Annotated in this window: 22 protein-coding genes; 11 read left to right on the forward strand and 11 right to left on the reverse strand. The window is 71.1% G+C overall.

The annotated features are described in order from the left end of the window. Positions 1 to 51: 51 nt before the first annotated feature. The 4 genes from AOK01_RS04135 to AOK01_RS04150 all read left to right on the forward strand — a co-directional run bounded on the left by AOK01_RS04135 (position 52) and on the right by AOK01_RS04150 (position 3561). Entirely contained in the window at positions 52 to 438 is a 387-nt protein-coding gene (locus AOK01_RS04135) for a hypothetical protein (RefSeq protein WP_055508480.1), read from the forward strand. Positions 439 to 599: 161 nt separating this feature from the next. Further along, positions 600 to 1094 (forward strand): FBP domain-containing protein, encoded by a 495-nt coding sequence (locus AOK01_RS04140; protein WP_055508482.1) that lies wholly within the window; start codon positions 600 to 602, stop codon positions 1092 to 1094. 94 nt (positions 1095 to 1188) lie between these two features. Beyond that, positions 1189 to 2436 (forward strand): FUSC family protein, encoded by a 1248-nt coding sequence (locus AOK01_RS04145; protein ID WP_055508484.1) that lies wholly within the window; start codon positions 1189 to 1191, stop codon positions 2434 to 2436. A gap of 66 nt (positions 2437 to 2502) precedes the next feature. Further along, positions 2503 to 3561 (forward strand): hypothetical protein, encoded by a 1059-nt coding sequence (locus tag AOK01_RS04150; protein ID WP_055508524.1) that lies wholly within the window; start codon positions 2503 to 2505, stop codon positions 3559 to 3561. A gap of 54 nt (positions 3562 to 3615) precedes the next feature. Here AOK01_RS04150 and AOK01_RS04155 read toward each other — a convergent pair whose 3' ends face one another. The 11 genes from AOK01_RS04155 to AOK01_RS04205 all read right to left on the reverse strand — a co-directional run bounded on the left by AOK01_RS04155 (position 3616) and on the right by AOK01_RS04205 (position 15440). Beyond that, on the reverse strand, positions 3616 to 4371 hold the full coding sequence (locus AOK01_RS04155) for a DUF2470 domain-containing protein (RefSeq protein ID WP_055508486.1): 756 nt from the start codon (positions 4369 to 4371) through the stop codon (positions 3616 to 3618). 96 nt (positions 4372 to 4467) lie between these two features. After that, positions 4468 to 5307 (reverse strand): pentapeptide repeat-containing protein, encoded by an 840-nt coding sequence (locus AOK01_RS04160; RefSeq protein WP_055508488.1) that lies wholly within the window; start codon positions 5305 to 5307, stop codon positions 4468 to 4470. A gap of 74 nt (positions 5308 to 5381) precedes the next feature. Beyond that, positions 5382 to 6158 (reverse strand): SDR family NAD(P)-dependent oxidoreductase, encoded by a 777-nt coding sequence (locus AOK01_RS04165; protein ID WP_055508490.1) that lies wholly within the window; start codon positions 6156 to 6158, stop codon positions 5382 to 5384. A 35-nt stretch (positions 6159 to 6193) separates the two neighbouring features. Then, positions 6194 to 7495 (reverse strand): alpha/beta fold hydrolase, encoded by a 1302-nt coding sequence (locus tag AOK01_RS04170; protein ID WP_055508492.1) that lies wholly within the window; start codon positions 7493 to 7495, stop codon positions 6194 to 6196. A gap of 138 nt (positions 7496 to 7633) precedes the next feature. Next, a complete protein-coding gene (locus AOK01_RS04175; protein WP_107099721.1) occupies positions 7634 to 8659 on the reverse strand; it encodes a LacI family DNA-binding transcriptional regulator in 1026 nt (341 codons plus the stop codon). 89 nt (positions 8660 to 8748) lie between these two features. After that, entirely contained in the window at positions 8749 to 10176 is a 1428-nt protein-coding gene (locus AOK01_RS04180) for an L-fucose/L-arabinose isomerase family protein (RefSeq protein WP_055508496.1), read from the reverse strand. A 205-nt stretch (positions 10177 to 10381) separates the two neighbouring features. Next, entirely contained in the window at positions 10382 to 10702 is a 321-nt protein-coding gene (locus tag AOK01_RS04185; RefSeq protein WP_055508498.1) for an L-rhamnose mutarotase, read from the reverse strand. Between the two features lie 23 nt (positions 10703 to 10725). Beyond that, a complete protein-coding gene (gene rhaS, locus AOK01_RS04190; RefSeq protein WP_055508500.1) occupies positions 10726 to 11811 on the reverse strand; it encodes a rhamnose ABC transporter substrate-binding protein in 1086 nt (361 codons plus the stop codon). Between the two features lie 52 nt (positions 11812 to 11863). Then, positions 11864 to 12874: an ABC transporter permease gene (locus AOK01_RS04195; RefSeq protein ID WP_055508502.1), complete on the reverse strand. Its 1011-nt coding sequence runs from the start codon at positions 12872 to 12874 to the stop codon at positions 11864 to 11866. Continuing rightward, complete coding sequence (locus AOK01_RS04200; RefSeq protein WP_055508505.1) at positions 12871 to 13917, reverse strand: ABC transporter permease; 1047 nt, start codon at positions 13915 to 13917, stop codon at positions 12871 to 12873. Before AOK01_RS04200 ends, AOK01_RS04195 begins: the two co-directional genes overlap by 4 nt. Further along, positions 13914 to 15440 carry a sugar ABC transporter ATP-binding protein gene (locus AOK01_RS04205; RefSeq protein ID WP_055508507.1) on the reverse strand — a complete coding sequence of 509 codons (1527 nt, stop codon included), beginning with the start codon at positions 15438 to 15440 and terminating at the stop codon, positions 13914 to 13916. Before AOK01_RS04205 ends, AOK01_RS04200 begins: the two co-directional genes overlap by 4 nt. Positions 15441 to 15714: 274 nt before the next feature. Between AOK01_RS04205 and rhaI the strand changes: the two genes are divergently transcribed. The 7 genes from rhaI to AOK01_RS04240 form a co-directional block, all read left to right on the forward strand. Next, on the forward strand, positions 15715 to 16893 hold the full coding sequence (gene rhaI / locus AOK01_RS04210) for an L-rhamnose isomerase (RefSeq protein WP_055508509.1): 1179 nt from the start codon (positions 15715 to 15717) through the stop codon (positions 16891 to 16893). 248 nt (positions 16894 to 17141) lie between these two features. Continuing rightward, positions 17142 to 19181: a bifunctional rhamnulose-1-phosphate aldolase/short-chain dehydrogenase gene (locus AOK01_RS04215; protein ID WP_055508511.1), complete on the forward strand. Its 2040-nt coding sequence runs from the start codon at positions 17142 to 17144 to the stop codon at positions 19179 to 19181. A 23-nt stretch (positions 19182 to 19204) separates the two neighbouring features. Further along, positions 19205 to 20641 carry a rhamnulokinase gene (locus tag AOK01_RS04220; protein ID WP_055508526.1) on the forward strand — a complete coding sequence of 479 codons (1437 nt, stop codon included), beginning with the start codon at positions 19205 to 19207 and terminating at the stop codon, positions 20639 to 20641. A gap of 169 nt (positions 20642 to 20810) precedes the next feature. Continuing rightward, a complete protein-coding gene (locus AOK01_RS04225) occupies positions 20811 to 21578 on the forward strand; it encodes a (Fe-S)-binding protein (RefSeq protein ID WP_055508513.1) in 768 nt (255 codons plus the stop codon). Between the two features lie 28 nt (positions 21579 to 21606). Next, positions 21607 to 23097, forward strand: coding sequence for a LutB/LldF family L-lactate oxidation iron-sulfur protein (locus AOK01_RS04230; RefSeq protein WP_245702077.1), 1491 nt, complete (start codon positions 21607 to 21609; stop codon positions 23095 to 23097). Next, positions 23094 to 23741 carry a LutC/YkgG family protein gene (locus tag AOK01_RS04235; protein WP_055508515.1) on the forward strand — a complete coding sequence of 216 codons (648 nt, stop codon included), beginning with the start codon at positions 23094 to 23096 and terminating at the stop codon, positions 23739 to 23741. Before AOK01_RS04230 ends, AOK01_RS04235 begins: the two co-directional genes overlap by 4 nt. 22 nt (positions 23742 to 23763) lie before the next feature. After that, a partial coding sequence (locus AOK01_RS04240; RefSeq protein ID WP_245702079.1) for an ABC transporter ATP-binding protein occupies positions 23764 to 24586 on the forward strand: 823 nt, incomplete at its 3' end.

Raw genomic sequence — 24586 nt, forward strand, 5'->3', positions numbered from 1 at the left:
CGCAACGCCCGCTCCCCATCCGCGAACAAGCCGACCGCATAAGCTCCCCGCATGGAACAGAGCGAGATCATCCTCCGAGCGATCGGCGTCCTGACCGAGACCCAGGAAATGGTACGCAGGCTCAACGGCGACGCCGAGGTCGACATAGACGCCGGCGAGGCCCAGCTGGGCAGGCTGGTGACCGAGGTCTTCCCGGCGGTCGAGGTCCCCGGCGACGCGACCCCCGCCGAGGCGGGCCAGGCCGTCGTCGACTCGCTGATGCCCGCGGCCATCTCCCTGGTGGGCGCGTTCGCCTTCCTGTTCTCCGAACTCGCCGACATCCACGACACGGGCCGTTCCGAGATCAAGAGCACCGAACTTCTGCGCACTCTCGCCCTCCGCCTGTCGAACACCGACTCGAACGACGGCCCCGACTCGGACCTCGACGACGACGCGTAGCACTCCTCAAGCGCCTCACACATACCTCCCCAGCGCCCCCGAAGGCCTCCCCCGGAAATCCATTGGCTCTCCCCAGATCGGCTACGTAGCCTAGGCCATAACCTAGTAACCCTAGGTTTGGCTTTTTTCGCTGCCCGGCCCACATCCGTCAGGAGACACCCATGAAGCCGCTCACCGAACAGGACATCCGCAGCTCCTTCGTCAATTGCTCCAAGGGGGAGGCCAAACGGCTGGCCGTGCCGCGCGACCTGGCGGACCGGCCCTGGGCGGACCTGGACTTCCTCGGCTGGCGTGATCCGGGGGCGCCCGACCGCAGCTATCTGGTGACCGAGCGGTCCGGCCGGCCCGTCGGCGTGACCCTGCGCTTCCCCTCCCAGCAGCGGGGCTTCCTGCACCGCAGCATGTGCTCGCTCTGTCTGACCACCCACCCGGGAAACGGCGTCTCCCTGATGACGGCCCGCAAGGTGGGCCCGGCAGGCCGCGAGGGCAACTCGGTCGGCGTCTACATGTGCGCCGACCTCGCCTGCTCCCTCTACGTACGCGGCAAGAAGCTCCCCGAGTCCGGGTCCCGGTTCGAGGAGAGCCTCACCGTGGAGGAGCAGATCGCCCGTACGACCGGTCATCTGGCGGCCTTCCTGGACCGTCTGCACGCCTGACCCGCCACCGGACGGTACGAGCGGTACGAGCCGCCGGCGCAGCCGCACCCTCCGGATGTGTTCGACGGGGCTGCCGAACGGGAAGTGGCCAAGGATGCGAGATGTACGTGAGGCCTGGGCCGCCGGTACTGCCCAGGTGAGGAAGTGGCGCGGGCAGCCCGTGATCGTCCAGACGGTCCGGGCGGCGGCGGCCGCGACGGTGGCGTACGTGGTGGCGCTGCGCTTCAGCCCCGAGGCCGCCCCCCTCACCGCTCCCCTGACCGCGCTCCTCGTCGTCCAGGTCACGCTCTACTCCACCCTCACCACCGGCATACGGCGTGTGAACGCCGTGGTGGCCGGCGTCCTCGTGGCCATCGGTTTCAGCGTCCTGGTGGGGCTGACCTGGTGGAGCCTGGGACTGCTCATCCTGGCCTCGCTGGCCGTCGGACACCTCGTACGGGTCAGCGAGTTCGTGCCCGAGGTGGCGATCAGCGCCATGCTGGTCCTCGGCGTCACCCGGATCGGGGACACGGCCTGGGCACGCATCCTGGAGACGGTGATCGGCGCCGTGGTCGGGCTGGCCTGCAATCTGCTGCTCGCCCCGCCGGTGTGGGTCGGCGCGGCCGGTGAGTCCATCGAGGATCTGGCGCGCCGGATGCGACGTCTGATGCGGCGCGTCGGCGAGGAGGCGGCCGACCGCACACCCGTGACCGTCACGGCCGACCGACTCCACGAGGCGCGGCGGCTCGACCACGACATCGTCGACGTGGACGCGGCCCTCACCCAGGCCGAGGACAGCCTGCGGCTCAATCCGCGCGTACGGGAAGGGCTGCTGCACCGGGTCGTCCTGCGCACCGGGCTCGACACCCTGGAGATCTGCACGGTGGTCCTGCGGGTGCTCACCCGCACCCTCACCGACCTCGCCAGGACGCGACACCAGGAGCCACTGTTCGCGTCCCACATCGGTGTGACGTTCGAGCGGCTCCTGTCCGAGGTCGGTGACGCCGTGGTCAGCTTCGCCGTGCTGGTCACCACCGACGTCAGCCGGAGCGCCGAGTCGGCCGAGTCCCGGCTCGCCTCGGAGCTCACCGCCGCGACGGCCACCCGCGACAAGCTCGCCCAGCTCCTGCTGGAGGAAGTACAGCGGGACGCGCACCAGTGGCAGCTGTACGGTGCCATGGTGACCGAGGTCACCCGGATACTCGACGAACTCGACATGGAGCACCGCTCCCGCCGGCTTCTGGAGGAGCTGGACCGCTGCACGCGCGAACAGCGTGAGCGCATGCCGCGGCTCGACCGGCTGAACCGACGCCTGCGCTCCGCGCGACGGAACCGCTCGGCCCCCGAGAGTCGTGCTGAGTGACGTACCGGGCGTCGTGCGGCCCACCGACACGGCGACGGCAGGGCGACAGAGGGAGTTCGGATGGGGATGGCCGGCGGCACCGTGCGGATCGACGGGGATTCACTGCTTCTGCCGGGCGGTGTGCGGGTGCGGTTCATCCGTACCCTGCGCCTGCCCGAGACGGGCACGCACGCGCTGCCTCCGGGGCTCGGCACGTTCCCGCTGCGGCGCGTGGAGGACTACCCGGACACGGTGCCCGCCGAGTGGTCGGCCCGCGGCGGAGTGCTGCTGCCGGTCCACCTGCGCGAGGCGATGTGGCTGAGCTTCGGCGGCACGACGCAGCCGGCGGCCCTGCAAGTGGGCGTCGGCAAGGTGTGCGCGGTGTCCGGCAAGCCGTGGAGTCCCCGGCCGGCGCGGGAGCCGCAGAACTACGTGGTGCTGCCCCGTCAGCCGTGGCTCGACGGCATCAACTCCGGGAAGGGCACGGTCCGTCAGTTCGTGGCGGTTCCGCTCGGTCTTGGTGCCACGGTCGAGGGCCAGGTCACCGGCGAGGAGGTGTGGGGCGGCGTACAGCTGCAGTCGTTCCCGCTGACCGACGTCGCGCTGCGCGCGTGGCGCGAGGAGCAGCGCCTGCTGGCGGAGGCGGCGCGGCGCAACCGGAGCGGGACGGCCTACGGCGCCGCGGCTCCGATGATGTCCGCGTCCGGGGCGGCGCCGCAGCCGGGCGGTGCGGTGCCGCCACCGGCTGCCGCGCCCCGGGCCTCGGCGGCGATGGGCCTGGGGGTGGGCGGTTCGATGCGCCAGGAGGTCTACCAGGACGACCGCCCGCTGTCCGACTGGTCGACCACCGCGGCCGGGCGGGTCTTCGTCCATCTCGTGACGCCGCCCGAGTGGCGGCGCATCACGGGTGAGGCTCCCCCGCCGTCGCCGGTCGACCGCGCGGCGTACACGCGCGCCGGGCTGCCCTGGTTCGACTACTACGACAACGACGCCGCGGATCTCGATCCCACGGAGGCGCTCGGCGCGGTGAAGCCGGTCGGTGACTGGATCGGTGACGACCACACACCGTGGCAGCCGCCCTCGCCCGGCCAGGTGAAGCCGCTGGGCGACTCACCGGGCGAGCCGGTCGGTGACGGGGACTGGTGAGCGAGCCCGGCCCCGGTTCGGGGCGGGCGCGTCGGGCGCATGGGCGCGCTGGGCTCAGCCGTCGCCTTCCGTGCGCCGGCGCTGACTCTGTCCCTGCCGCTGTCGTTGTCGCTGAAATGTGCGCGGGCAGTTCGCGGCGCTCGCCTGGGTGAGCAGGACGTGCATGCGCTCGGTGAGCTGTCCGACGTCGTCCGCGGGCCGGTGGAAGGGCAGTCGTACGTCGCCGTGGCCGCGGGCCTGCTCGATGCGCAGGGTCAGCCCGTGGCGGTCGACGGCGAGCGGCTGCACCCGGACGGCGCCGTGCAGGCTCTCCGGCTCGACGAGGCGGGTCAGCCGCCCGACGGCGTCCGGGTGGGCGTCGGCGAGGTGGGTGAGCAGTTGCGCCTCCGCGAGGGCCAGCGGGTCGGGCTCGGCGGCGGCGTACTCGTCGAGGTCGACGACGACGGCCCCGCCGGGCTCGCGCAGCACGGCGCGGGTCGGATGGAACGTCAGGTGTCCGTCCCCTGGCGCGAACCAGCCCGCCATCCACAGGCGCGCGCGGATACGGTTGCGTACGGGGACGGGCGCGACGTCGGCGAACTCCAGTACGGCGGACGGCTCCCCGCGGGGCGCGCAGATCGCGGCCGTGGTGAGCATGCTGTCGTCCGGCAGGTGCAGCAGCACCCGGCCGTCCTCCGCGACGGTGTGTACGCCGATGAACTCCTCCCGGCCGCCTTCCGCGGTCACCGCGCAGGACCATGCCGCGGCGAGCACCGACCGGGCACGTTGTGCCGTGGCCGGCGCGGCCGTCCAACTGTGATGGTCACCCATCCGAACCTCCATTAGGTAAGCCTTGCCTAACCTATCGAAGATCGGGGTGTACGCCAACCACGCGGCGTCGGTCACGACACCTTTGTGCCGGCGAGTTCACGCCGTCCAGTGACCGGGGCGGGTGAACGACGCCGGAAGCCTGGTGCCGGCGCTGCCCTTGGCCGCGTTCAGCTGCGGCTGGGTGAGGAAGAGGACGCCGGTCAGGTCGGCGTCCGTGAGGTCGGTGTCCCGCAGGTCGGCGCCGATCAGATCCGCGCCGCGCAGGTCGGCGCCCGTCAGGTCGGCCGCGATGAGGAAGGCGCCGCGGAGATTGGCGCCCCGCAGATCGGCGCCCTTGAGCCGGGCACCCATCAGGTCGGCGCCCCGGCGCTCCTTCTTCCTGCCCCGGCCGAGACCGGCACGGGCCAGCTCACTGGTGCGCAGCAGCAGGACGTTGACGTCGCCACGGACCGCCGCCACGTCCAGCTCGGCGAGTTCCTCCGGGGCCCGGCGGGTGAGCGCCTCGGTACGGTCGAGAGCGCGGCGCAGCTCGGCATGGACGGGGCGGGCCGCCGGCAGGTCGAGCGCCTCGGTGAGGTACCGGAGCAGCTCCTGCAGTTGCCGTACGACGGGGAACACGTCGAACATCAGCCGGGCGCGGTCCCCGGAGCCCGAGCGCCAGTTCTCGCCGCCGAAGGTGATCTGCGAGACCTTCTGGCCCGCGCCGAAGCAGTCGTACACCGTGCAGCCGTTGAAGCCCCGCTGCCGCAGCTCCGTGTGGATGCCGCAGCCGAAGTCGGTGCGCAGGTTGCGGCACGGGCTGCCGGCGGCCTTGTCGACCGCGAAGTCCGCCGAGGCGGCGAAGGGCAGCGCGACACAGCACAGCCCGAAACACCGGGCACAGTCCGCCTGCAGTTCACTACGGGCGGGCGCCGCGCCACCGGGTTCGTCTCGCATGTCCCCCACCCTACGCAGCACCCACCCGTACCGATGACCGGCCACTCGCCCGGCCCCACGGCCGCCGCCCCGCCCTACGACATGGAGCGGAGCATCGCCAGGTTGCTCACCAGCAGACCGCCGTCGACCGGCAGTGTCACTCCGGTGATCCAGGCCGCGTCCGCCGAGGCGAGGAAGGCGACGGCGGAAGCGATGTCGTCGGGTTCACCGACCCGCCCCAACGGGTAATGGGCGGCGGCGCGTTCGAGAGCGTCGTGCCGGCCGTCCCAGGCGTTGGTGCGGACGGTGCCGGGCTCGACGAGGTTCACCCGGACTCCCCTCGGGGCGGACTCGACGGCGAGGGTGCGGGTGAGCGAGGCCAGTGCGGCCTTCGCCGCGCTGTACGCCTGGGCGCCGAAGTGCTGCTCGGCGTTGACCGAGCCGATGTTGACGATCGCGCCTCGACCGCCGGCCGCCACCAGATGCGGCAGGGCGGCGCGGATGCAGCGGTACGCGCCGTGCAGCGTGATCTCGAAGTCCTCGTACCAGGGCCCGTCCTCGTACTCCTCGAAGGCAGCGGGATCGGCATGGCACGCGCACGCGTTGTTGACCAGCACGTCCAGGCCGCCGAAGGAGTCCACCGCCCGGGCGACGGCCGCCTCGACCGCGGCGCGATCGGCGACGTCGCACGCGTACGGTTCGGCCGTGCCGCCGCTCGCACGGATCGCGTCGGCCACCCGCGTGGCACGTGGCAGGTCGCGGTCCGTGACGAGCACGGACGCGCCCTCTGCGGCGAAGCGGCGGGCGGTCGCCTCGCCGATGCCCTGGCCGGCACCCGTGATCAGTACTCCGTAGCCGTCGAATCGCGTCATGGACTCACCCCGAGCATTCTTGATCCGCGGGTCCGTCAGGCCTCGTCGCGTGCCAGGGCGAGGAGGCGGTCCAGGACTCGTGGGCCGCCCGCTCGTACGCCGTCGTGCTCGAACTCGTCGGTGACGTACGTGCGCAGGCCGCGGATCGTGCGGGCCGTGTGCAGGGAGTGCTCGGTGTCGACGTACATGTCGTCGTGGTAGACGGCCGCGGCGACGGGGACCTCGTTGGCGGCGAGGCGGGCCGGGTCGTAGAGCGGGGCCCAGTCGGTGCGCTCGGCGAGGAGGTCCGCGGTGTCGCGCAGAGGGCGCAGGGCGGGGTCGCAGTCGAAGGTCCAGGGGTGGACGGTCTCACCGGTGAACAGGACGGGGCCGTCGCCCGCGAGGGACTTGGCCGCGTCGAACTGGGGGAAGTCCGCGCGGACCCGCTCGGCGGACCAGGCGGTGGGGCGGTCGCCCTGCGCGTAGCAGGCCTCGTGGACCAGCGCGTACAGGGGATGCCCGGCATAGGAGAGGAGGGCCTGGACGTCCTCCTGGAAGGCGTCGGAGAGGGCCGGGCCCTGGGCGGTGCGGACGAACGCGTGCTCCAGGAGGTAGTGCAGGCGGTGGCTGCCGTCGCCCCTGCCGAGCATGGTGCCCAGCGACTGGAAGGCCTCGACGGTGAGCCGGTAACCACCGTTCAGGACGGGCTCGTTGCCCAGGACGTACTCGGCGATCCGCCGGGCCCGCTCGATGTCCTGGGGGTAACGCGCGTAGTGTGCGACGACTTTGCGCTCCATGCGCGGGTACGCGGCCCGGTAGACGTCGTCGGCGTGCCGGTCGAGGGTGGGCAGTCCGCCGGTGATCAGGGCCGTGCTGAGGCCCTCGGGCGCGGTGGAGAGGTAGTTCGTCGCGCAGAAACCGCCGAAGCTCTGGCCGAGGACCGCCCAGGGGGCACCGCCCGTGACGGCCGGGCGGATCGCCTCGCAGTCGCGGACGATGGAGTCGGCGCGGAACAGCGCGAGGTGGTCGGCCTGTTCGCGGGGCCCGCCGCGCAGCGGGAGCGTCTGCCGGTTGACGGGCGTGGAGCTGCCGGTGCCGCGCTGGTCGAGGAGCAGGACGCGGTAGTCCTCCAGGGCGCGGCCGAGCCAGGCCTCCTTGCCGACGAAGCGGTTGGCGCCGAAGCCGGGCCCTCCCTGGAGGTACACCAGCCAGGGCAGGTCCCGGTCCACCCGGTCACTCGCGGCCACTTCACGGGCGTACAGCTCGATCGTCTCCCCGGTGGGGGCGTCGTGATCGAGGGGCACGGTGAACCGGCGGTCGCTGAGGACGACACCGGGCTGACGGTAACTGGTGCTCAAAAGAGGCTCCTGAGACGGACGGATTCCTGACCGCGAACCAGTTCAACACAAGTTCTCCGGTGAGCCGAGCCCGGGAATCAAGAAAACCGTACTGACCGGCCGATCAGGCCGGGCAGCTCGAACGTACTGAACGACCGCTCAGCGCGGCGGGAGGCTGGAGCGCCGCACCACCAGTTCCGGCTGGAGCACCACGCGCCGGTGCGCGTGCGCGACGGGCGCCGTGTCGGCCTCGGTCTCCTCCAGGAGGAGTTCCGCGGCGAGCGCGCCCATGGTCACCGCGGGCTGCCGGACCGAGGTCAGCGGGACGGCCGCCGCGGCCGCGAACTCGATGTCGTCGTAGCCGACGATCGCGAGGTCGTCCGGGACACTCACGCCGGCCGCGAACATCGCCTGCAGTACGCCGAGGGCGAGCAGGTCGTTGGCGCAGAAGACGGCGGTCGGGCGGTCGGCGAGGCCGAGCAGCCGGGCTCCCGCGTCGCGGCCCGCGGCCACGTCGAGGCGCTCGGTGGGCAGCTCGCGCAGCCGCTCAGGACCGAGTCCCGCCTCGTCGAGGGCGTTCAGGGCGCCCGTGCGGCGGTCGATGACCTGGTTGAGTCCGGGCGGCCCGCTCACGTACGCGATGGACCGGTGACCCGCGTCGATGAGATGCCGTACGGCCAGGGCGCCGCCCGCCACGTCGTCGACGGACACCGAGCACTCGGTGGTGCCCTCGGCGACCCGGTCCACGAGGATGAAGGGGATGCCATGGCGGCGGAACGCGTCTATGTTGCGGCCGGTCGCGTCGGCCGGGGTCAACAGGACGCCCCGTACGCGCTGCTCGGCGAAGAGCGACAGGTAGTCGGCCTCCTCGCCGGGGCTCTGCGCGCTGTTGCAGACCATCACACCGAGTCCGGCCTCGCGGGCCGCCCGCTCGGCGCCGCGCGCCACGTCGACGAAGAAGGGGTTGCCCATGTCGAGGACCAGCAGGCCCACGATGCGGCTGCGGCCGACGCGCAGCTGCCGTGCCGACTCGCTGCGGACGTAGCCGAGACTCTCGATGACCGACTGCACCCGCCGGCGGGTCTCCTCGGAGACCATGTCGGGCCGGTTGATCACGTTCGAGACCGTTCCCACCGACACCCCGGCGTGTCGTGCCACGTCCTTGATGCCGACCATGTGTCTCACGTGCTCCGTCCTGCCGTCCTGCCCCTTCGGGCCGAGAGTGCCAGCGTATCCGCGTGGCAGCCCGCCACGCCCCTTCCCGTGGGAAGCGGTCAGCCGGTCACCTCCACCAGTTCCAGGTTCGTGAGCTCCGCGACGGCCCGCAGCTCCGGCAGCAGACTGCCGGTGGCCAGAGCCCAGTGGTGGCCGACGCCGCTCGCGCTCCACGCGTCGGTCCACTCGCCCGGGTCCACGCCGAAGTCGACGCGCGAGGTGGTGTTGCCGATCTTCAGCAGCGGTCCCCCGACGACCTGGCCCTCGGACGCGATCAGCTTGTACCGGCCGTCGCGGGTCTGGCCCAGGCCGATCAGCGTCACCGGTCCGTGCCTGACGTCGAACTCGACGGACACGCCCCAGCCCCGCTTGCCGTGGTAGACGCCCAGCCCGCGCAGCAGGGGCTTGCGTTCGCTGATGGCGAGGTGGCCCGGCCCGTCGTGCCCCATCTCGACCACGCCGTCACGGAAGTTGAGGGCCTGCAGCTCGGTGAAGGAGCCGCCCGCGCCGAGCCGGTCGGCGATCAGCATGGCCAGCGACGTACGCAACTCGTACTCGCCACAGGCCGGGATGCCCCGTGCGGTGAGCAGCGACGAGCCGAGGATCATGCCGGCGCCGAGCCGTTCGTGGACCTCGCCGTCGAGGCCCCGGTGGTAGTAGGCCAGCGAGTCCAGGTCGAAGTCGGCGACGAGCTGGTCGAGTCCGGCGGAGACCCGGGCCGCCCAGACCAGGTCGTCCTCGACGACGGAGTCCGCGAGTTCGAAGGTCTCGCGGGTCTCGGCGAGCTTCGCCGCCACCTGGTCGTCCCCGACCTTCTCGACCCGGACCCGCAGGTCGTCGAACTCCAGGACCTCGACGTGGCCGCCCGTGTTGCCGGTCACCATGGTCAGGTCGGTGGAGACGTCGTACATGCCGGGATACAGGTGCCCCATCAGACCGTGCCGGCCGTGGTTCAGCACCGACCGGACACCCGCGGCGCGGATCCAGCGGCCGATGCGCTGCCAGGCCCGCTCGTCCTCCACGTACCCGGACACCGAGCGGAAGGGGACGCCGACCCGCTCGAAGGCGTTGGCCATCTCGGGCAGCGGACAGGCACCGCAGTACGCGAGCCAGGCACCGGTGTCGAAGGAGGCGTGGTCCATCGACTCGGTGGGCTGGAGGTTGATGAGCAGCACGGGAGCGCCGCTGCGCCGGGCGATCGGGACCAGCATGGTCGCGGTCATGTACGTGGTGAGGAAACCGACGATGAGGTCGCAGTCGGCCGCGCGCAGCTTCTCGGCGGCGGCGGCGCCCTCCTCGGCGTCGGAGACGAAGCCCACGTCGATGACCTCGGCGTCGAACTCCCGCATCCGTTCGGTGACCCGGGCGGCGGACCGCTGGAGTTGCGGCAGCAGTTCGGGGAACTGGGGCCAGTAGGCGCCGAGTCCGCCCGCGACGAGCCCGATACGGGGCTTGCGGGCGACGGCGGGGGTGCGTACGGCGGTCATGGTGGTCCCTCCGGTCACGGGGCCGTTCGGTCGGGCAGGTCAGGACGTGTGCGATGCGTGGGACGACCTTGCCACTGCGGGGTGGTCGATCGGCGATCCTGCTGACCGCCGGGTGGTGGCCACCACCGCGGCGGTCAGGGATCGTCTTCTCGTGCTCGTGCTCGTGCTCCGGTGCGGGGGAACACGGGCGACGCGAACCCCTCGGTCAGGCGAGGTGGAACACCTCGGTGAGCGGTTTCATCGCCTCGTCGGGGCGGACCCCGTCGAGCGCTTCGAAGAAGCCGGCCATCTCGGCCTGCCAGCGGGCGTTGACCTCGGTCCCCGCCATGGCGGCCTGCGCCTCGGCGAAGTCCTCGGTCTCCAGGTGGCCCACCAGCAGGCCGTCCTCACGCAGGAACAGCGAGTAGTTGTGCCAGCCGCTGGCGGAGAGCGCGTCGAGCATCTCGGGCCAGACGGCCGCATGCCGTTCGCGGTACTCCGCCAGGCGGTCCTGCCGGACCTTCAGCAGGAAGCAGATACGTTGCATGGTGCGGTGCTCCCGGACAGGGCCTAGAAGTCGAAGTCGTCGACGTTGTCCTTGTTGAAGACGGTGGGCGGGCCGAGGATGACCTCGCCGTCCTTGCCGACCGTGTAGTCACCGAGCTCGCCGGCCTTGAACTTCTCGCCCTCGGCGCCGGTGATCTGACCGGACGCCAGGGCCGCCGCCGCGTACGCGCCGAGGTAGCCGAGCTTCTTCGGGTCCCACAGCGAGAACTGCTCGACGGTGCCGTCCTTGACGTACTTCTTCATCTGGTTGGGCGTGCCGAGGCCGTTGACGACGACCTTGCCCTTGTACGAGGAGGAGCTGATGTAGCGGGCGGCGGCGGCAATGCCGACCGTGGTGGGCGAGATGATGCCCTTGAGCTTCGGGTACGCCTTCAGCAGGCCCTGGGTCTCCTGGAAGGACTTCTGGTCGTCGTCGTCACCGTAGGCGACCTTGACCAGCTTCATGTTCTTGTAGGCGGGCTTCTTCAGCTCGTCCTTCATGAAGTCGATCCAGGTGTTCTGGTTGGTCGCGTTCTGGGTGGCCGACAGGATCGCGATCTCGCCCTTGTTGCCGAGCTGCTTGGCGATGTGCTGGACCTGGCTGCGGCCGATTTCCTCGGAGCTGGCCTGGTTGATGAAGAGCTGGCGGCAGTCCTTGGCGGTGTCCGAGTCGTAGGCGACGACCTTGATGTTCTGCTTCATCGCGTTCTTCAGCGGGGTGCAGACCGCGTTGGGGTCGTTGGCCGCGATCAGGATGGCGTCCTGCCGCTGCTGGATCAGGGTGTTGATGTACGAGACCTGGGAGGAGGCGCTGGAGTCGGAGGGCCCGACCTCCTTGCCGGTGCCACCGAACTCCTTGGTGGCCGCGATGCCGGCGTCGTCGACGATCTTCTCGTAGGGGTTGTTGATCTGCTTGGGCAGGAAGGCCAGCTTGAGGTCCTTCTTCAGCTCCGCGTCGGGGTTCGCCTTCGCGTTGCTGCCCTTGGACTTCGTGTCGCTCTTCGCGGAGTCCTTGGTGGTGCCGCTGCACCCGGCCAGGGTGATGGTGAGTGCGCAGACGGCGGAGGCGGCGGCGAGCACGCGGCCTCGGGTACGGGCGTGGAGTTGCATCAGGGTGCCTTTCAAGGACGTACGACGGTGTACGAGGTGGAAAAAGCGCGGCCTATGAAACGGGTTGTGAGGCTTTGGGACCCGGTGTCGTCGCGGCACGCCGATGTCGGCGTTCGGAGACCACGGAGACGATGCGCGGGGTCAGTACCGAGGCGATGAGGAGCAGCCCGGTGACCACGACCTGGATCTCGCTGGAGATGTCGTTGAGGGTGAGCAGATTGCGCAGCAGCCCGATGAGCAGGACGCCGGCGACCGCGCCGCCGAGGGTGCCCTTGCCGCCGTCGAAGTCGATGCCGCCGAGCAGGACGGAGGCGATGACGACGAGTTCGAGACCGAGGCCGTTGTCGGCGCGGGCGCTTCCGTACCGCAGGGTGTAGACGATTCCGGCGAAGGAGGCGACCACTCCGGAGACGACGAACAGCGCCAGCTTGATGCGCTTGACCCGGATGCCGGCGAAATAGGCGGCGTCCTCCTGGGCGCCGATGGCGAACAGGGAGCGCCCGAAGCCGGTGCAGTGCAGCACCACCGCGGTGATCACCGCGAGCACGATGAACAGGGCGACCGGGTACGGGATGAACGTGCCGGGCACGGTCTCGGTGTACGTGGCCCACTGGGCGTACGTCTCCGGGAAGTCGGCGACGGCCTTGGTGCCGAGGACCACCGAGGCCAGGCCCCGGAAGAGGGCGAGGGTACCGATGGTGACGGCGAGGGAGGGCAGTCCGACGCGGGTGACCAGCCAGCCGTTGAGCAGTCCGCCGAGCGCGCCGACCAGCAGACAGATCGGCACGACCATCTCGAAGGCGTAACCCGCGTCCCACAGCGAGCCCGCCAGGGCGCTGGACAGGCCCAGCATCGAGGCGACGGACAGGTCCACCTGCCCGGCGACGACCAGCAGGGTCATCGGCAGGGCGATCAGGGCGACTTCGGCGATGTCGTTGAGCGCGGCGGAGAGGTTGGCGGTTTCCGCGAAGCCCTCGGTGCTGCCGGTGCCGACGAGGAACACGGAGATCAGCAGGATGCCGACGACGCTGTCCCAGCGCAAGAACTTGGTGAGCGCGGTCATCGCCTGCTCCTCTTCCTCAGGGCGTTGGTGGTGCGGACCTGCACGAGACGGTCGGCGGTGATGGCGAGGATCAGCAGGGCGCCGGTGATGGCCTGCTCCCAGAAGGGGTCGACCTTCAGGACGATCAGGGCGCCGGAGATGGTGGTGAGCAGCAGGGCGCCGAGCGCCGCGCCCCACACCGAGCCGACGCCGCCGGTGATCGCCACGCCGCCGACGACGACGGCGCTGACCACGGTGAGTTCCCAGCCGCTGGCCGCGTTGGCGACGACGGTGCCGAAGCGGGCGAGCCACAGCGCTCCGGCGAGGCCGGCGATGGCGCCCGAGAACACGTAGGCGACGAGGACCCGGCGGCGGATCGGGATGCCGGCGAGCCGGGCGGCCTCGGGGCTCGACCCGATGGCGTACAGCTCACGGCCGCTGCGGTAGGTCCGCAGGAAGTAGGCGGTGGCCGCGAGTACGGCGACCGAGATCAGCGGCAGGTAGGGGATGCCGAGGATGCTGCCGCTGCCGAGCGAGAGCACCGGGTCGGGCAGGTTGACGGCGTTGATCTGGCCGCCGTCCGCCAGGGCGTAGTCGATGCCCTGGACGACGTACAGCATGCCGAGGGTGACGACCAGCGCGGGCACTTTGCCGATGCTGACGAGGGCGCCGCTGACGAGGCCGCACAGGGCTCCGATGGCGATGCCCAGGAGCATCACGGTCAGTGGTCCGTGGCTGGTGCCGGAGACGAAGTCGCCGCAGGTGAAGGCGGTAAGGCCGACGACGGAGCCGACCGACAGGTCGATGTTGCGGGTCGCCACGACGACGGACTGGCCGACGGCGAGGAGTACCAGGATCGAGGAGTTGAGCAGGAGGTCCTTGACGCCCTGGCTGTCCAGGAAGGAATGGTTGGTGAGCCAGGTGCCCAGGATCAGCAGGACGAGCGCGCCGCCGATGCTGAGCTCGCGGGCCCGGAAGACCGCGTCGACGAGATTGCGGGCGTCGCTCTTCTCCGGAGCCGGGGCGGCGGAGGGTTTTTCGAGTGCCGACAGTGCCGTCTTCATGCCGCCCTCTCCTTTCCGTTACGTCCTGTCGCCGCGGCCATCACGGATTCCTCGGTGGCCTCGGTGCGGGGGAGCTCGGCGACGAGCCGGCCCTCGTGCATGACGAGGACGCGGTCTGCCATGCCGAGGACTTCGGGCAGATCGGAGGAGACCATCAGCACGGCGAGCCCCTCCGCGGCGAGTGAGGAGAGCAGCCGGTGCACCTCGGCCTTGGTGCCGACGTCGATGCCGCGGGTGGGCTCGTCGACGATGAGCACGGAGGGCTCGGTGGCGAGCCACTTGGCGAGGACGACCTTCTGCTGGTTGCCGCCCGACAGGACGCCGACACTGTCGGACAGTTTGTTGTACTTGAGCTGCAGCTTGACCGACCAGTCGGCAGCCCGGCCCTGTTCGAGCGAGCGGCGCACGAGCCCGCCCCTGCGGACCTGGTCGAGGCCGGTGAGGGCGATGTTGCGCTCGATGGACATCTCCATGACGAGCCCGCGCTGCCTGCGGTCCTCGGGGACGAGGGCGACGCCGGCGTCCATGGCGGCGGTGGGCGAGCCCACGGTGAGGCGCTTGCCGTCCACGTGCACCTCGCCCGCGTCGGCACGGTCCACGCCGAAGACGGCCTGGACGACCTCGCTGCGTCCGGCGCCGACGAGTCCGGCCAGGGCCACGATCTCGCCGCGCCGCACGTCGAAGGAGACGTCCCGGAAGACGCCCTCCCGCGTCAGGCGCCGCACGGACAGCGCGGCTTCGCCGATCTCGGTCTGCTGCTTGGGGTAGAGCTCGCCGAGGTCGCGGCCGACCATCCGGCGGACGAGGTCGTCCTCGGTGAGGTCGCCGATCGGATCGGAGGAGATCCAGCGGCCGTCCCGCAGCGTCGTGACGCGCTGGCAGAGCTGGAAGATCTCCTCCAGCCGGTGCGAGATGAACAGCACCGCGGCGCCCTCGGCGCGCAGCGTCTCCACGACGGAGAAGAGACGCGCGGTCTCGCTGCCGGTGAGGGCGGCCGTGGGCTCGTCCATGATCAGTACGCGGGCGTCGAAGGAGAGCGCCTTGGCGATCTCGACGATCTGCTGGTCGGCGATGGACAGACCGCGCGCGGGCCGCTGCGGGTCGAGGGCGACGCCGAGCCGGGCCATCAGTTCCGCGGTGGCCGCGTGCACCGCCTTGCGGTCGATGCGGCCGAGCGCGCGGCGCGGCTGGCGGCCCATGAAGATGTTCTCGGCGATCGAGAGGTCGGGGAACAGCGTCGGTTCCTGGTAGATCACCGCGATTCCCGCGTCCCGGGCGTCGGCCGGGCCGTGGAAGGTGACAGGTGAGTCGTCGAGCAGCACCTGGCCGGTGTCCGGCCGGTGCACGCCCGCGAGCGTCTTGATGAGGGTGGACTTGCCCGCCCCGTTCTCCCCGGCGAGCGCATGGGCCTCGCCCGGGAAGAGCTGCAGCGAGACATCCTGCAGGGCCCGCACGGCACCGAAGGACTTGGAGACGTCCTTCAGGGCCAGGACAGGGGCCGGACCCGCGTCGGAGTCGTTCATGAGGGCTCCTCAACGTCGACGGTGTTGTCTCGACGTCGTGAAAGGTTTCAATGAGGTTTCACGGAAGCTAGACGCGACAGCCCGGCGGAGTCAATGGGTCTGAGTCCGAAACTTTCGCTGTTGGGTCATATAACGCCCCGGTCACGCGGCCCTCACCGCTCACCCCCTTGACAGCCCAGGTGGCCACGCCTAGCTTCACGGCGATGAAACGATTCATACTTCTGTCGGCAAGCCACCCGCTTGACCGACCGAATGGCATACAGGAGCGCTGACGATGACGAGCCGATCCGACGTTTCCGCCGTGAAGGCCGCCCTCAGGACCCAGGCCATCGAGACACCTTCATGGGCGTACGGGAACTCGGGGACCCGCTTCAAGGTGTTCGCGCAGCCCGGAGTCCCCCGTAATCCTTTCGAAAAGCTGGACGACGCGGCGAAGGTGCACGAGTTCACGGGGGCCGCGCCGACCGTGGCGCTGCACATCCCCTGGGACAGGGTCGAGGGCTCCGGCGGATACGCGAAGCTGGCGAAACACGCCGAGGAGCGCGGCCTGACCCTCGGCGCGATCAACTCCAACACCTTCCAGGACAACGACTACAAGCTGGGCAGCGTCTGCCACCCGGACGCGGCGGTGCGCCGCAAGGCCGTGGACCACCTGTTCGAATGCGTGGACATCATGGACGCCACGGGTTCGAAGGACCTGAAGCTGTGGTTCGCGGACGGCACGAACTATCCCGGCCAGGACGACCTCCGTGACCGCCAGGACCGCCTCGCCGAGGGTCTTGCCCGGGTGTACGAGCGGCTCGGGGACGACCAGCGGATGCTCCTTGAGTACAAGTTCTTCGAGCCGGCCTTCTACGCGACCGACGTGCCGGACTGGGGCACCGCGTACGCCCACTGCCTCAAGCTCGGCCCCAAGGCCCAGGTCGTCGTCGACACCGGGCACCACGCGCCGGGCACCAACATCGAGTTCATCGTCGCCACGCTGCTGCGCGAGGGAAAGCTCGGCGCGTTCGACTTCAACTCACGGTTCTACGCGGACGACGACCTGATGGTGGGCGCCGCCGACCCCTTCCAGCTGTTCCGGATCATGTACGAGGTCATCCGGGGTGGCGGCCTCGCCTCGGACGTGGCGTTCATGCTCGACCAGTGCCACAACATCGAGGCGAAGATCCCGGCGATCATCCGCTCGGTGATGAACGTGCAGGAGGCCACGGCGAAGGCGCTCCTGGTGGACGGCGAGGCGCTGGCCGCCGCGCAGCGGGCCGGTGACGTGCTCGCCGCGAACGCGGTCGTCATGGACGCGTACAACACGGATGTGCGGCCGCTGGTCGCCGAGGTCCGGGAGGAGTCGGGGCTGCACCCCGACCCGATCGCGGCGTACCACGCCTCCGGCTGGGCGGGGAGGATCGCCGCGGAGCGGGTGGGAGGCGAGCAGGCGGGCTGGGGCGCGTAGTCGTTGCACTTGGCTCTGGCGGGGCTACTCGCCGTGGGACCGGAGGCCGGTGGCGGGCTGCGGGTCGTATGTGGCTGGTCGCGCCGTTCCCCGCGCCCCCCGGCCGGGGCCGAGCCTCGGCGGCCTCCTCGCCGTTGGGGCGGAGGGCGGTGGCCGGGTGGCCGTCGTATGTGGCTGGTCGCGCCGTTCCCCGCGCCCCTCACGGGGCACGAGCATTTGTTCACACTCTCTCTTTAAGGACCAGGTACATGGCACCCCATCCCGAAGCCGCTGCTCTGTTGGGTCGGTCCAATCGGCTTGGCGTCGATCCTCGTAACACCAACTACGCGGGCGGCAACACCTCCGCGAAGGGCACCGACACCGACCCCGTGACCGGCGGTGACGTCGAGTTGATGTGGGTCAAGGGGTCGGGGGGCGACCTCGGCACCCTGACCGAGGGCGGGCTCGCCGTGCTGCGGCTCGACCGGCTGCTCGCCCTCAAGGACGTCTACCCGGGCGTCGAGCGCGAGGACGAGATGGTCGCCGCGTTCGACTACTGCCTGCACGGGAAGGGTGGCGCGGCACCGTCCATCGACACCGCCATGCACGGGCTCGTGGACGCCGCGCATGTGGATCACCTGCACCCCGACTCCGGGATCGCGCTCGCCTGCGCGGCCGACGGGGAGAAGCTGACCGCCGAGTGCTTCGGGGACAGTGTCGTGTGGGTGCCGTGGCGGCGGCCGGGCTTCCAGCTCGGTCTCGACATCGCCGCCGTCAAGGAGGCCAACCCGCAGGCGATCGGCTGTGTCCTCGGCGGGCACGGCATCACCGCCTGGGGCGACACCGCCGAGGAGTGCGAGCGCAACTCGCTGCACATCATCCGTACCGCCGAGAGGTTCCTCGTCGAGCGCGGGAAGGCCGAGCCCTTCGGCCCCGTACTGGAGGGATACGCGGCCCTCGGTGACGCCGAGCGGCGGGAGCGGGCCGCGGCGCTCGCCCCCGTTGTCCGGTCGCTGGCTTCGCAGGACCGGCCCCAGGTCGGCCACTTCACCGACTCCGAGGTCGTCCTCGACTTCCTCGCGAGCGCCGAGCACCCGCGGCTCGCCGCCCTCGGCACCTCCTGCCCCGACCACTTCCTCCGTACGAAGGTCAGGCCGCTCGTCCTCGACCTGCCGCCGACGTCGTCGCTGGACGAGGCGGTCGCGCGGCTGAAGGAGCTGCACACCGAGTACCGCGAGGAGTACGCCGCCTACTACCAGCGGCATGCCCTGCCCGACTCCCCCGCGATGCGCGGCGCCGATCCGGCGATCGTGCTCGTTCCCGGGGTCGGCATGTTCTCCTTCGGCAAGGACAAGCAGACCGCGCGCGTGGCCGGCGAGTTCTACGTCAACGCGATCAACGTGATGCGCGGCGCGGAGTCCGTCTCGACGTACGCGCCGATCGAGGAGTCCGAGAAGTTCCGCATCGAGTACTGGGCCCTCGAAGAGGCCAAGCTCCGGCGGATGCCCGCGCCCAAGCCGCTCGCCACGCGGGTCGCGCTCGTGACGGGCGCCGGCAGCGGTATCGGCAAGGCGATCGCCGAACGGCTCGTCGCCGAGGGCGCCTGTGTCGTGATCGCGGACCTCGACGCGGAGAACGCGGCCGAGGTCGCCACCGCGCTCGGCGGTCCCGACAAGGCCGTCGCCGTCACCGTCGACGTGACTTCCGAGGAGCAGATCGCCGAGGCCTTCAAGGCGGCGGTCCTCGCCTTCGGCGGCGTCGACCTGGTCGTCAACAACGCCGGCATCTCCATCTCCAAGCCGCTCCTGGAGACCACGGCGAAGGACTGGGACCTCCAGCACGACATCATGGCCCGCGGCTCCTTCCTCGTCTCGCGCGAGGCGGCCCGGGTGATGATCGCGCAGGAACTCGGCGGGGACGTCATCTACATCGCGTCCAAGAACGCCGTGTTCGCCGGTCCGAACAACATCGCCTACTCGGCCACGAAGGCCGACCAGGCCCATCAGGTGCGGTTGCTCGCCGCCGAGCTGGGCGAGCACGGCATCCGGGTCAACGGCATCAACCCCGACGGCGTCGTCCGCGGTTCGGGGATCTTCGCGGGCGGCTGGGGCGCCCAGCGCGCGGCCACCTACGGCATCGAGGAGGAGAAGCTCGGCGAGTTCTACGCCCAGCGGACCATCCTCAAGCGCGAGGTCCTCCCCGAGCACGTCGCGAACGCCGTGTTCGCCCTGACGGGCGGCGACCTCACCCACACCACCGGACTGCACGTCCCGGTCGACGCCGGTGTCGCCGCCGCGTTCCTCCGATGACGAACGTGACCCGCCGGGCGGCTGTGAAGTCGTACGCCGCGGTCGACCTCGGCGCGTCCAGCGGGCGCGTCATGGTCGGCCGCGTGGGCCCCGACTCGCTGGACCTGACGGAGGCGCACCGCTTCCCGAACCGGCCGGTGCGCACCCCCGAAGGACTGCGCTGGGACATCCTCGCGCTGTACGCGGGGGTCCTCGACGGGCTGCGCGCGGCCGGGCACGTCGACTCGGTCGGCATCGACAGCTGGGCCGTGGACTACGGCCTGCTCGACGCCGACGGGGCGCTGCTCGGCAACCCGGCGCACTACCGGGACCCCCGCACGCAGGGCGTCGCGGAGCAGGTGTGGGCCACCGTGCCCGCCGCCGAGCTGTACGCGGCCACCGGACTCCAGTACGCCCCCTTCAACACGCTGTACCAGCTGGTGGCGGCCCGCTCCACGGCCCAACTGGCCCACGCGAAGCGGCTGCTCCTCATCCCCGACCTGCTGGCGTACTGGCTCACGGGCGAGGCGGGCACGGAGCTCACCAACGCCTCCACGACCCAGCTGATCGACCCACGCACCGGCGACTGGTCGTACGACGTCGCGGCGCGCCTCGGCATCGACCTGGAGCTGTTCGCACCGCTGCGGCGGCCCGGCGACCCGGCCGGTCTGCTGCGGCAGAGCGTCCTGGAGGAGACCGGGCTGACCGGTCCGGTACCGGTGACGACGGTCGGCTCCCACGACACCGCCTCGGCGGTCGCCGCCGTCCCGGCCGCGGGCGAGCGGTTCGCGTACATCTGCACCGGCACCTGGTCCCTCGCGGGCCTGGAGCTGACGGCACCCGTCCTCACCGAGGCGAGCCGCGCGGCGAACTTCACCAACGAACTGGGCCTGGACGGCACGGTCCGCTACCTGCGGAACATCATGGGGCTCTGGCTGCTCCAGGAGTGCGTACGGGAATGGGGGCACCCCGACCTGGGAGAGCTGCTGTCGGCCGCCGCCGAGGTGCCGGCGCTGCGGTCCGTGGTGGACGCGGGCGACGCGGCGTTCCTGGCCCCCGGCCGGATGCCGTCCCGGATCGCCGACGCCTGCCGGGAGTCGGGGCAGCCCGTGCCCGGGTCCCGGGCCGAGATCACCCGCTGCATCCTCGACTCGCTGGCGCTCGCCCACCGCCGGGCGGTCTTCGAGGCACAGGAGCTGGCCGGCCACCCGGTCGACGTCGTGCACATCGTCGGCGGGGGCGCCCGCAACGCCCTGCTGTGCCGGCTCACGGCCGACGCCTGCGGGCTGCCCGTGGTGGCGGGCCCGGCGGAGGCGGCGGCACTGGGCAACGTCCTGGTGCAGGCGCGGGCCCACGGCCAGGTCGGCGACCGCGCGGAGATGCGCGAACTCCTGTCCCGTACCCAGCCACTGACCCGCTACGAGCCACAGGGCACCACGGCGACCTGGCAGGCAGCCGAGGACCGCCTGACCGCCCGATGACAAAAGTTCCCGCCCCCGGCACCGGCGCGCCCCGAAAGGGGCGCGGGGAACTGCGCGACCAGCCACACCCGACCCGCAGCCAACACTCAACAGTCACCGCCGCTCATTCCGGCCAAGCCCAGCGCCGCGTACCGTGCAGTCATCCGACCACCAACCCCAAGGAGCCGCGATGCGTGTCGCCCTGTTCCTGACCTGTGTCAACGACACGCTCTATCCGGACACGGGCCGGGCCGTGGTGAAGCTGCTGACCAGGCTGGGCGTCGAGGTCGACTTCCCGATGGCGCAGACCTGCTGCGGGCAGGCGCACTACAACACCGGGTACCGGCACGAGGCCGAGCCTCTGGCCCGGCACTTCTCCGAGGTGTTCGGTGGGTACGAGGCGATCGTGACCCCCTCCGGGTCGTGCGGCGCGATGGTGCGCGAGCTGTATCCGCGGATGGGCGAGCGGGCGCGCGCCGAGGGACGCGGGGACGGCCTCGCCGCCACCCTCGCACCGGTCGTGCCGAAGACGTACGAGCTCACCGAGTTCCTGGTGGACGTGCTGGGCGTGACGGACGTGGGCGCGTACTACCCGCACACCGTCACCTACCACCCCACCTGTCACGGACTGCGCAGTCTCGGTCTGGGCGACCGGCCGCTGCGGCTGCTCAGGTCCGTCAAGGGACTTGAGCTGAAGGAGCTGCCGGGCGCCGACGAGTGCTGCGGCTTCGGCGGCACCTTCGCCCTCAAGAACGCCGACGTGTCGGCGGCGATGGGCGCCGACAAGGTCCGCAACGCCGAGTCGACGGGCGCCGACGTGCTGTGTGCCGCCGACAACTCCTGTCTGATGCACATCGGCGGCACGATGACCCGGCTCAGCACGGACATGCGCCCGGTGCACATCGCGGAAATCCTGGCGAGTACGGAAGCGAGTACGGAAGAGGGGCCGACGGCATGAACAGGGACAGCGGACAGGAGCCGGGCGCATGAGCGGTGGCACCTATCTCGGGATGCCGGCCTTCCCGAAGGCCGCGCACGAGGCCGTCCACAACGAAACCCTGCGCGGCAACCTGCGGCACGCGACGCACACCATCCGCGCCAAGCGGGAGAAGGCGGTCGCGGAGGTCTCCGACTGGGCCGAGCTGCGCGAGGCCGGCAAGCAGATCAAGGACCACACGCTCCGCCATCTCGACCGGTATCTGGTGCAGTTGGAGGAGTCGGTCACGGCGGCGGGCGGCACCGTGCACTGGGCCGCCGACGCGGACGAGGCCAACCGCATCGTCACGTACCTCGTCAAGGCGACCGGCGAGAGCGAGGTCGTCAAGGTCAAGTCGATGGCCACGCAGGAGATCGGCCTCAACGAAGCGCTGGAGGCCGAGGGCATCAGCGCCTACGAGACCGACCTCGCCGAACTGATCGTGCAGCTGGGCAAGGACCGGCCCTCGCACATCCTCGTCCCGGCCATCCACCGCAACCGCGGCGAGATCCGCGACATCTTCGCCAGGGAGATGAGCGAGTGGGGGCGGCCGGCTCCGGAGGGACTGACCGACACGCCCGCCGAGCTGGCCGACGCGGCGCGCCTGCATCTGCGCGAGAAGTTCCTGCGCGCCAAGGTCGGCGTGTCGGGCGCCAACTTCATGGTCGCCGAGACCGGCACCATGGTCGTGGTCGAGTCCGAGGGCAACGGCCGGATGTGCCTCACCCTCCCCGAGACGCTGATCTCGGTCGTCGGCATCGAGAAGATCGTGCCGACCTGGCAGGACCTGGAGGTCTTCCTCCAGACCCTCCCCCGCTCCTCGACGGCCGAGCGCATGAACCCGTACACGTCGACGTGGACGGGCACGACGGACTCCGAGAGCGCCGACGGCCCCCGCACCTTCCACCTGGTCCTCCTCGACAACGGGCGCACCGACACGCTCGCCGACGAGGTGGGCCGCCAGGCCCTGCGGTGCATCCGCTGCTCGGCGTGTCTCAACGTCTGCCCGGTGTACGAGCGGGCGGGCGGCCACGCGTACGGCTCGGTCTACCCGGGCCCGATCGGCGCGATCCTCAGCCCCCAGCTCCGGGGCACCGGCAGCGAGATCGACGCCTCCCTGCCGTACGCGTCGTCGCTGTGCGGTGCCTGCTACGACGTGTGCCCGGTGGCGATCGACATCCCGGAGGTGCTGGTGCACCTGCGGGAACGGGTCGTGCAGGGCGGTGCCGTGACCCGCGAGGGCGCCAAGGTCGTGCTCAAGCCCGCGAAGGGGCACGCCGCCGAGCGTGCGGCGATGCGCGCCGCGCGGTGGGCGTTCAGTCATCCGGGCGTGCTGCGCACGGGCCAGCGGGCCGCGTCCCGCACGCGCCGCTTCCATCCACGGACGCTGCCCGGTCCCGGCAAGGCGTGGAGCGAGACGCGGTCGCTGCCGGCGGTTCCCGCGGAGCCGTTCCGCGACTGGTGGCAGCGGACACAGGGCGGAAAGGACGCGTCGAAGTGAGCAGCAGGGATCTGATCCTGGCCCGGGTGCGGCGTGCGATCGCCGACGTCCCGCGGGACGACACGCCGTACGAGCAGGCCTTCGAGCGCGGGTATCTGCGCGAGCACGGGGACCGGAGTGTCGCGCGGACGGTGGATCTGCTGGCGGAGAACCTGGCGGACTACCGGGCTCTCGTGCACCGCTGTACGGCCGGTGAGCTGGCCGCGACGATCGCCCGGCTGCTGGACGGGCGGGGTGCGGCGTCGGTCGTCGTGCCGGCGGGCCTCGACCCGCACTGGCTGGCGGCCACGGAGGTCACGCGGGTGCCCGACCGTGCCGCGGACACCCCGGCCGAACTGGACCGCGTCGACAGCGTGGTCACGGCGTGCGCCGTCGCCATCGCCGAGACCGGCACCATCGTCCTCGACGGCGGCCCGGACCAGGGCCGCCGCCGGATCACGCTGGTCCCGGACCACCACATCTGCGTCGTACGCGTCCCCGGCCAGGTCGTGTCCTCCGTGCCCCAGGGCCTGGAGCGCGTCGACCCGGCCCGCCCGCTGACCTGGATCTCGGGTCCGTCGGCCACCAGCGACATCGAACTCGACCGGGTCGAGGGGGTGCACGGTCCCCGCACCCTTGAGGTGGTGCTGGTGAGCGGAGAGTGACAGGCGCGGTTAGCGTGAGGCAATGATCCGGTTCGAGCAGGTCACCAAGCGGTATCCGGACGGCACGACCGCCGTGGACGGGCTCTCCTTCGAGGTGGCCGAGGGTGAACTCGTCACGCTCGTGGGGCCGTCAGGCTGCGGGAAGACGACGACCATGATGATGGTCAACCGTCTCATCGAGCCGACCTCCGGCCGGATCCTCGTCGACGGCGAGGACATCGCGCGGGTCGACCCGGTGCGGCTGCGGCGACGGATCGGTTACGTCATCCAGCAGGTGGGCCTCTTCCCGCACCGCACGATCCTCGACAACACGGCGACCGTGCCCACCCTGGTCGGCTGGAAGAGGGCGAAGGCGCGGGCGCGGGCCGCCGAGTTGCTCGACCTGGTGGGCCTGGACCCGAAGACGTTCGGCCCGCGCTATCCGGACCAGCTGTCGGGCGGCCAGCGCCAGCGGGTCGGCGTGGCGCGCGCGCTGGCCGCCGACCCGCCGGTGCTGCTGATGGACGAGCCGTTCGGGGCGGTCGACCCGGTGACGCGGGACCAGTTGCAGGACGAGTTCCTGCGGATGCAGGCGGCCGTGCGCAAGACGGTGCTGCTGGTCACGCACGACATCGAGGAGGCCGTACGGCTCGGCGACCGCATCGCCGTGTACGGGCAGGGCCGTATCGAGCAGTACGACACGCCCGGGGCGGTGCTGGGTACCCCGGCGTCCCCGTACGTCGCCGAGTTCGTGGGCGCCGACCGGGGCCTGAAGCGGCTCTCGGTCACCGCGATCGAGCCCGACGACCTGGAACAGCCGCCGGTCGCCCGTCTCGACGAGAGCGCCGGCCGGGCCGCGGCCCGGC

The organism is Streptomyces aurantiacus, assembly GCF_001418335.1.
In the GTDB taxonomy this organism is placed as follows: Bacteria; Actinomycetota; Actinomycetes; order Streptomycetales; family Streptomycetaceae; genus Streptomyces; species Streptomyces aurantiacus.

Coding starts and splice junctions, on each gene's coding strand:
- AOK01_RS04135 (WP_055508480.1), top strand. CDS start 52: ATGGAACAGAGCGAGATCATCCTCCGAGCGATCGGCGTCCTGACCGAG.
- AOK01_RS04140 (WP_055508482.1), top strand. CDS start 600: ATGAAGCCGCTCACCGAACAGGACATCCGCAGCTCCTTCGTCAATTGC.
- AOK01_RS04145 (WP_055508484.1), top strand. CDS start 1,189: ATGCGAGATGTACGTGAGGCCTGGGCCGCCGGTACTGCCCAGGTGAGG.
- AOK01_RS04150 (WP_055508524.1), top strand. CDS start 2,503: ATGGCCGGCGGCACCGTGCGGATCGACGGGGATTCACTGCTTCTGCCG.
- AOK01_RS04155 (WP_055508486.1), bottom strand. CDS start 4,371: ATGGGTGACCATCACAGTTGGACGGCCGCGCCGGCCACGGCACAACGT.
- AOK01_RS04160 (WP_055508488.1), bottom strand. CDS start 5,307: ATGCGAGACGAACCCGGTGGCGCGGCGCCCGCCCGTAGTGAACTGCAG.
- AOK01_RS04165 (WP_055508490.1), bottom strand. CDS start 6,158: ATGACGCGATTCGACGGCTACGGAGTACTGATCACGGGTGCCGGCCAG.
- AOK01_RS04180 (WP_055508496.1), bottom strand. CDS start 10,176: ATGACCGCCGTACGCACCCCCGCCGTCGCCCGCAAGCCCCGTATCGGG.
- AOK01_RS04185 (WP_055508498.1), bottom strand. CDS start 10,702: ATGCAACGTATCTGCTTCCTGCTGAAGGTCCGGCAGGACCGCCTGGCG.
- rhaS (WP_055508500.1), bottom strand. CDS start 11,811: ATGCAACTCCACGCCCGTACCCGAGGCCGCGTGCTCGCCGCCGCCTCC.
- AOK01_RS04195 (WP_055508502.1), bottom strand. CDS start 12,874: ATGACCGCGCTCACCAAGTTCTTGCGCTGGGACAGCGTCGTCGGCATC.
- AOK01_RS04200 (WP_055508505.1), bottom strand. CDS start 13,917: ATGAAGACGGCACTGTCGGCACTCGAAAAACCCTCCGCCGCCCCGGCT.
- AOK01_RS04205 (WP_055508507.1), bottom strand. CDS start 15,440: ATGAACGACTCCGACGCGGGTCCGGCCCCTGTCCTGGCCCTGAAGGAC.
- rhaI (WP_055508509.1), top strand. CDS start 15,715: ATGACGAGCCGATCCGACGTTTCCGCCGTGAAGGCCGCCCTCAGGACC.
- AOK01_RS04215 (WP_055508511.1), top strand. CDS start 17,142: ATGGCACCCCATCCCGAAGCCGCTGCTCTGTTGGGTCGGTCCAATCGG.
- AOK01_RS04225 (WP_055508513.1), top strand. CDS start 20,811: ATGCGTGTCGCCCTGTTCCTGACCTGTGTCAACGACACGCTCTATCCG.
- AOK01_RS04230 (WP_245702077.1), top strand. CDS start 21,607: ATGAGCGGTGGCACCTATCTCGGGATGCCGGCCTTCCCGAAGGCCGCG.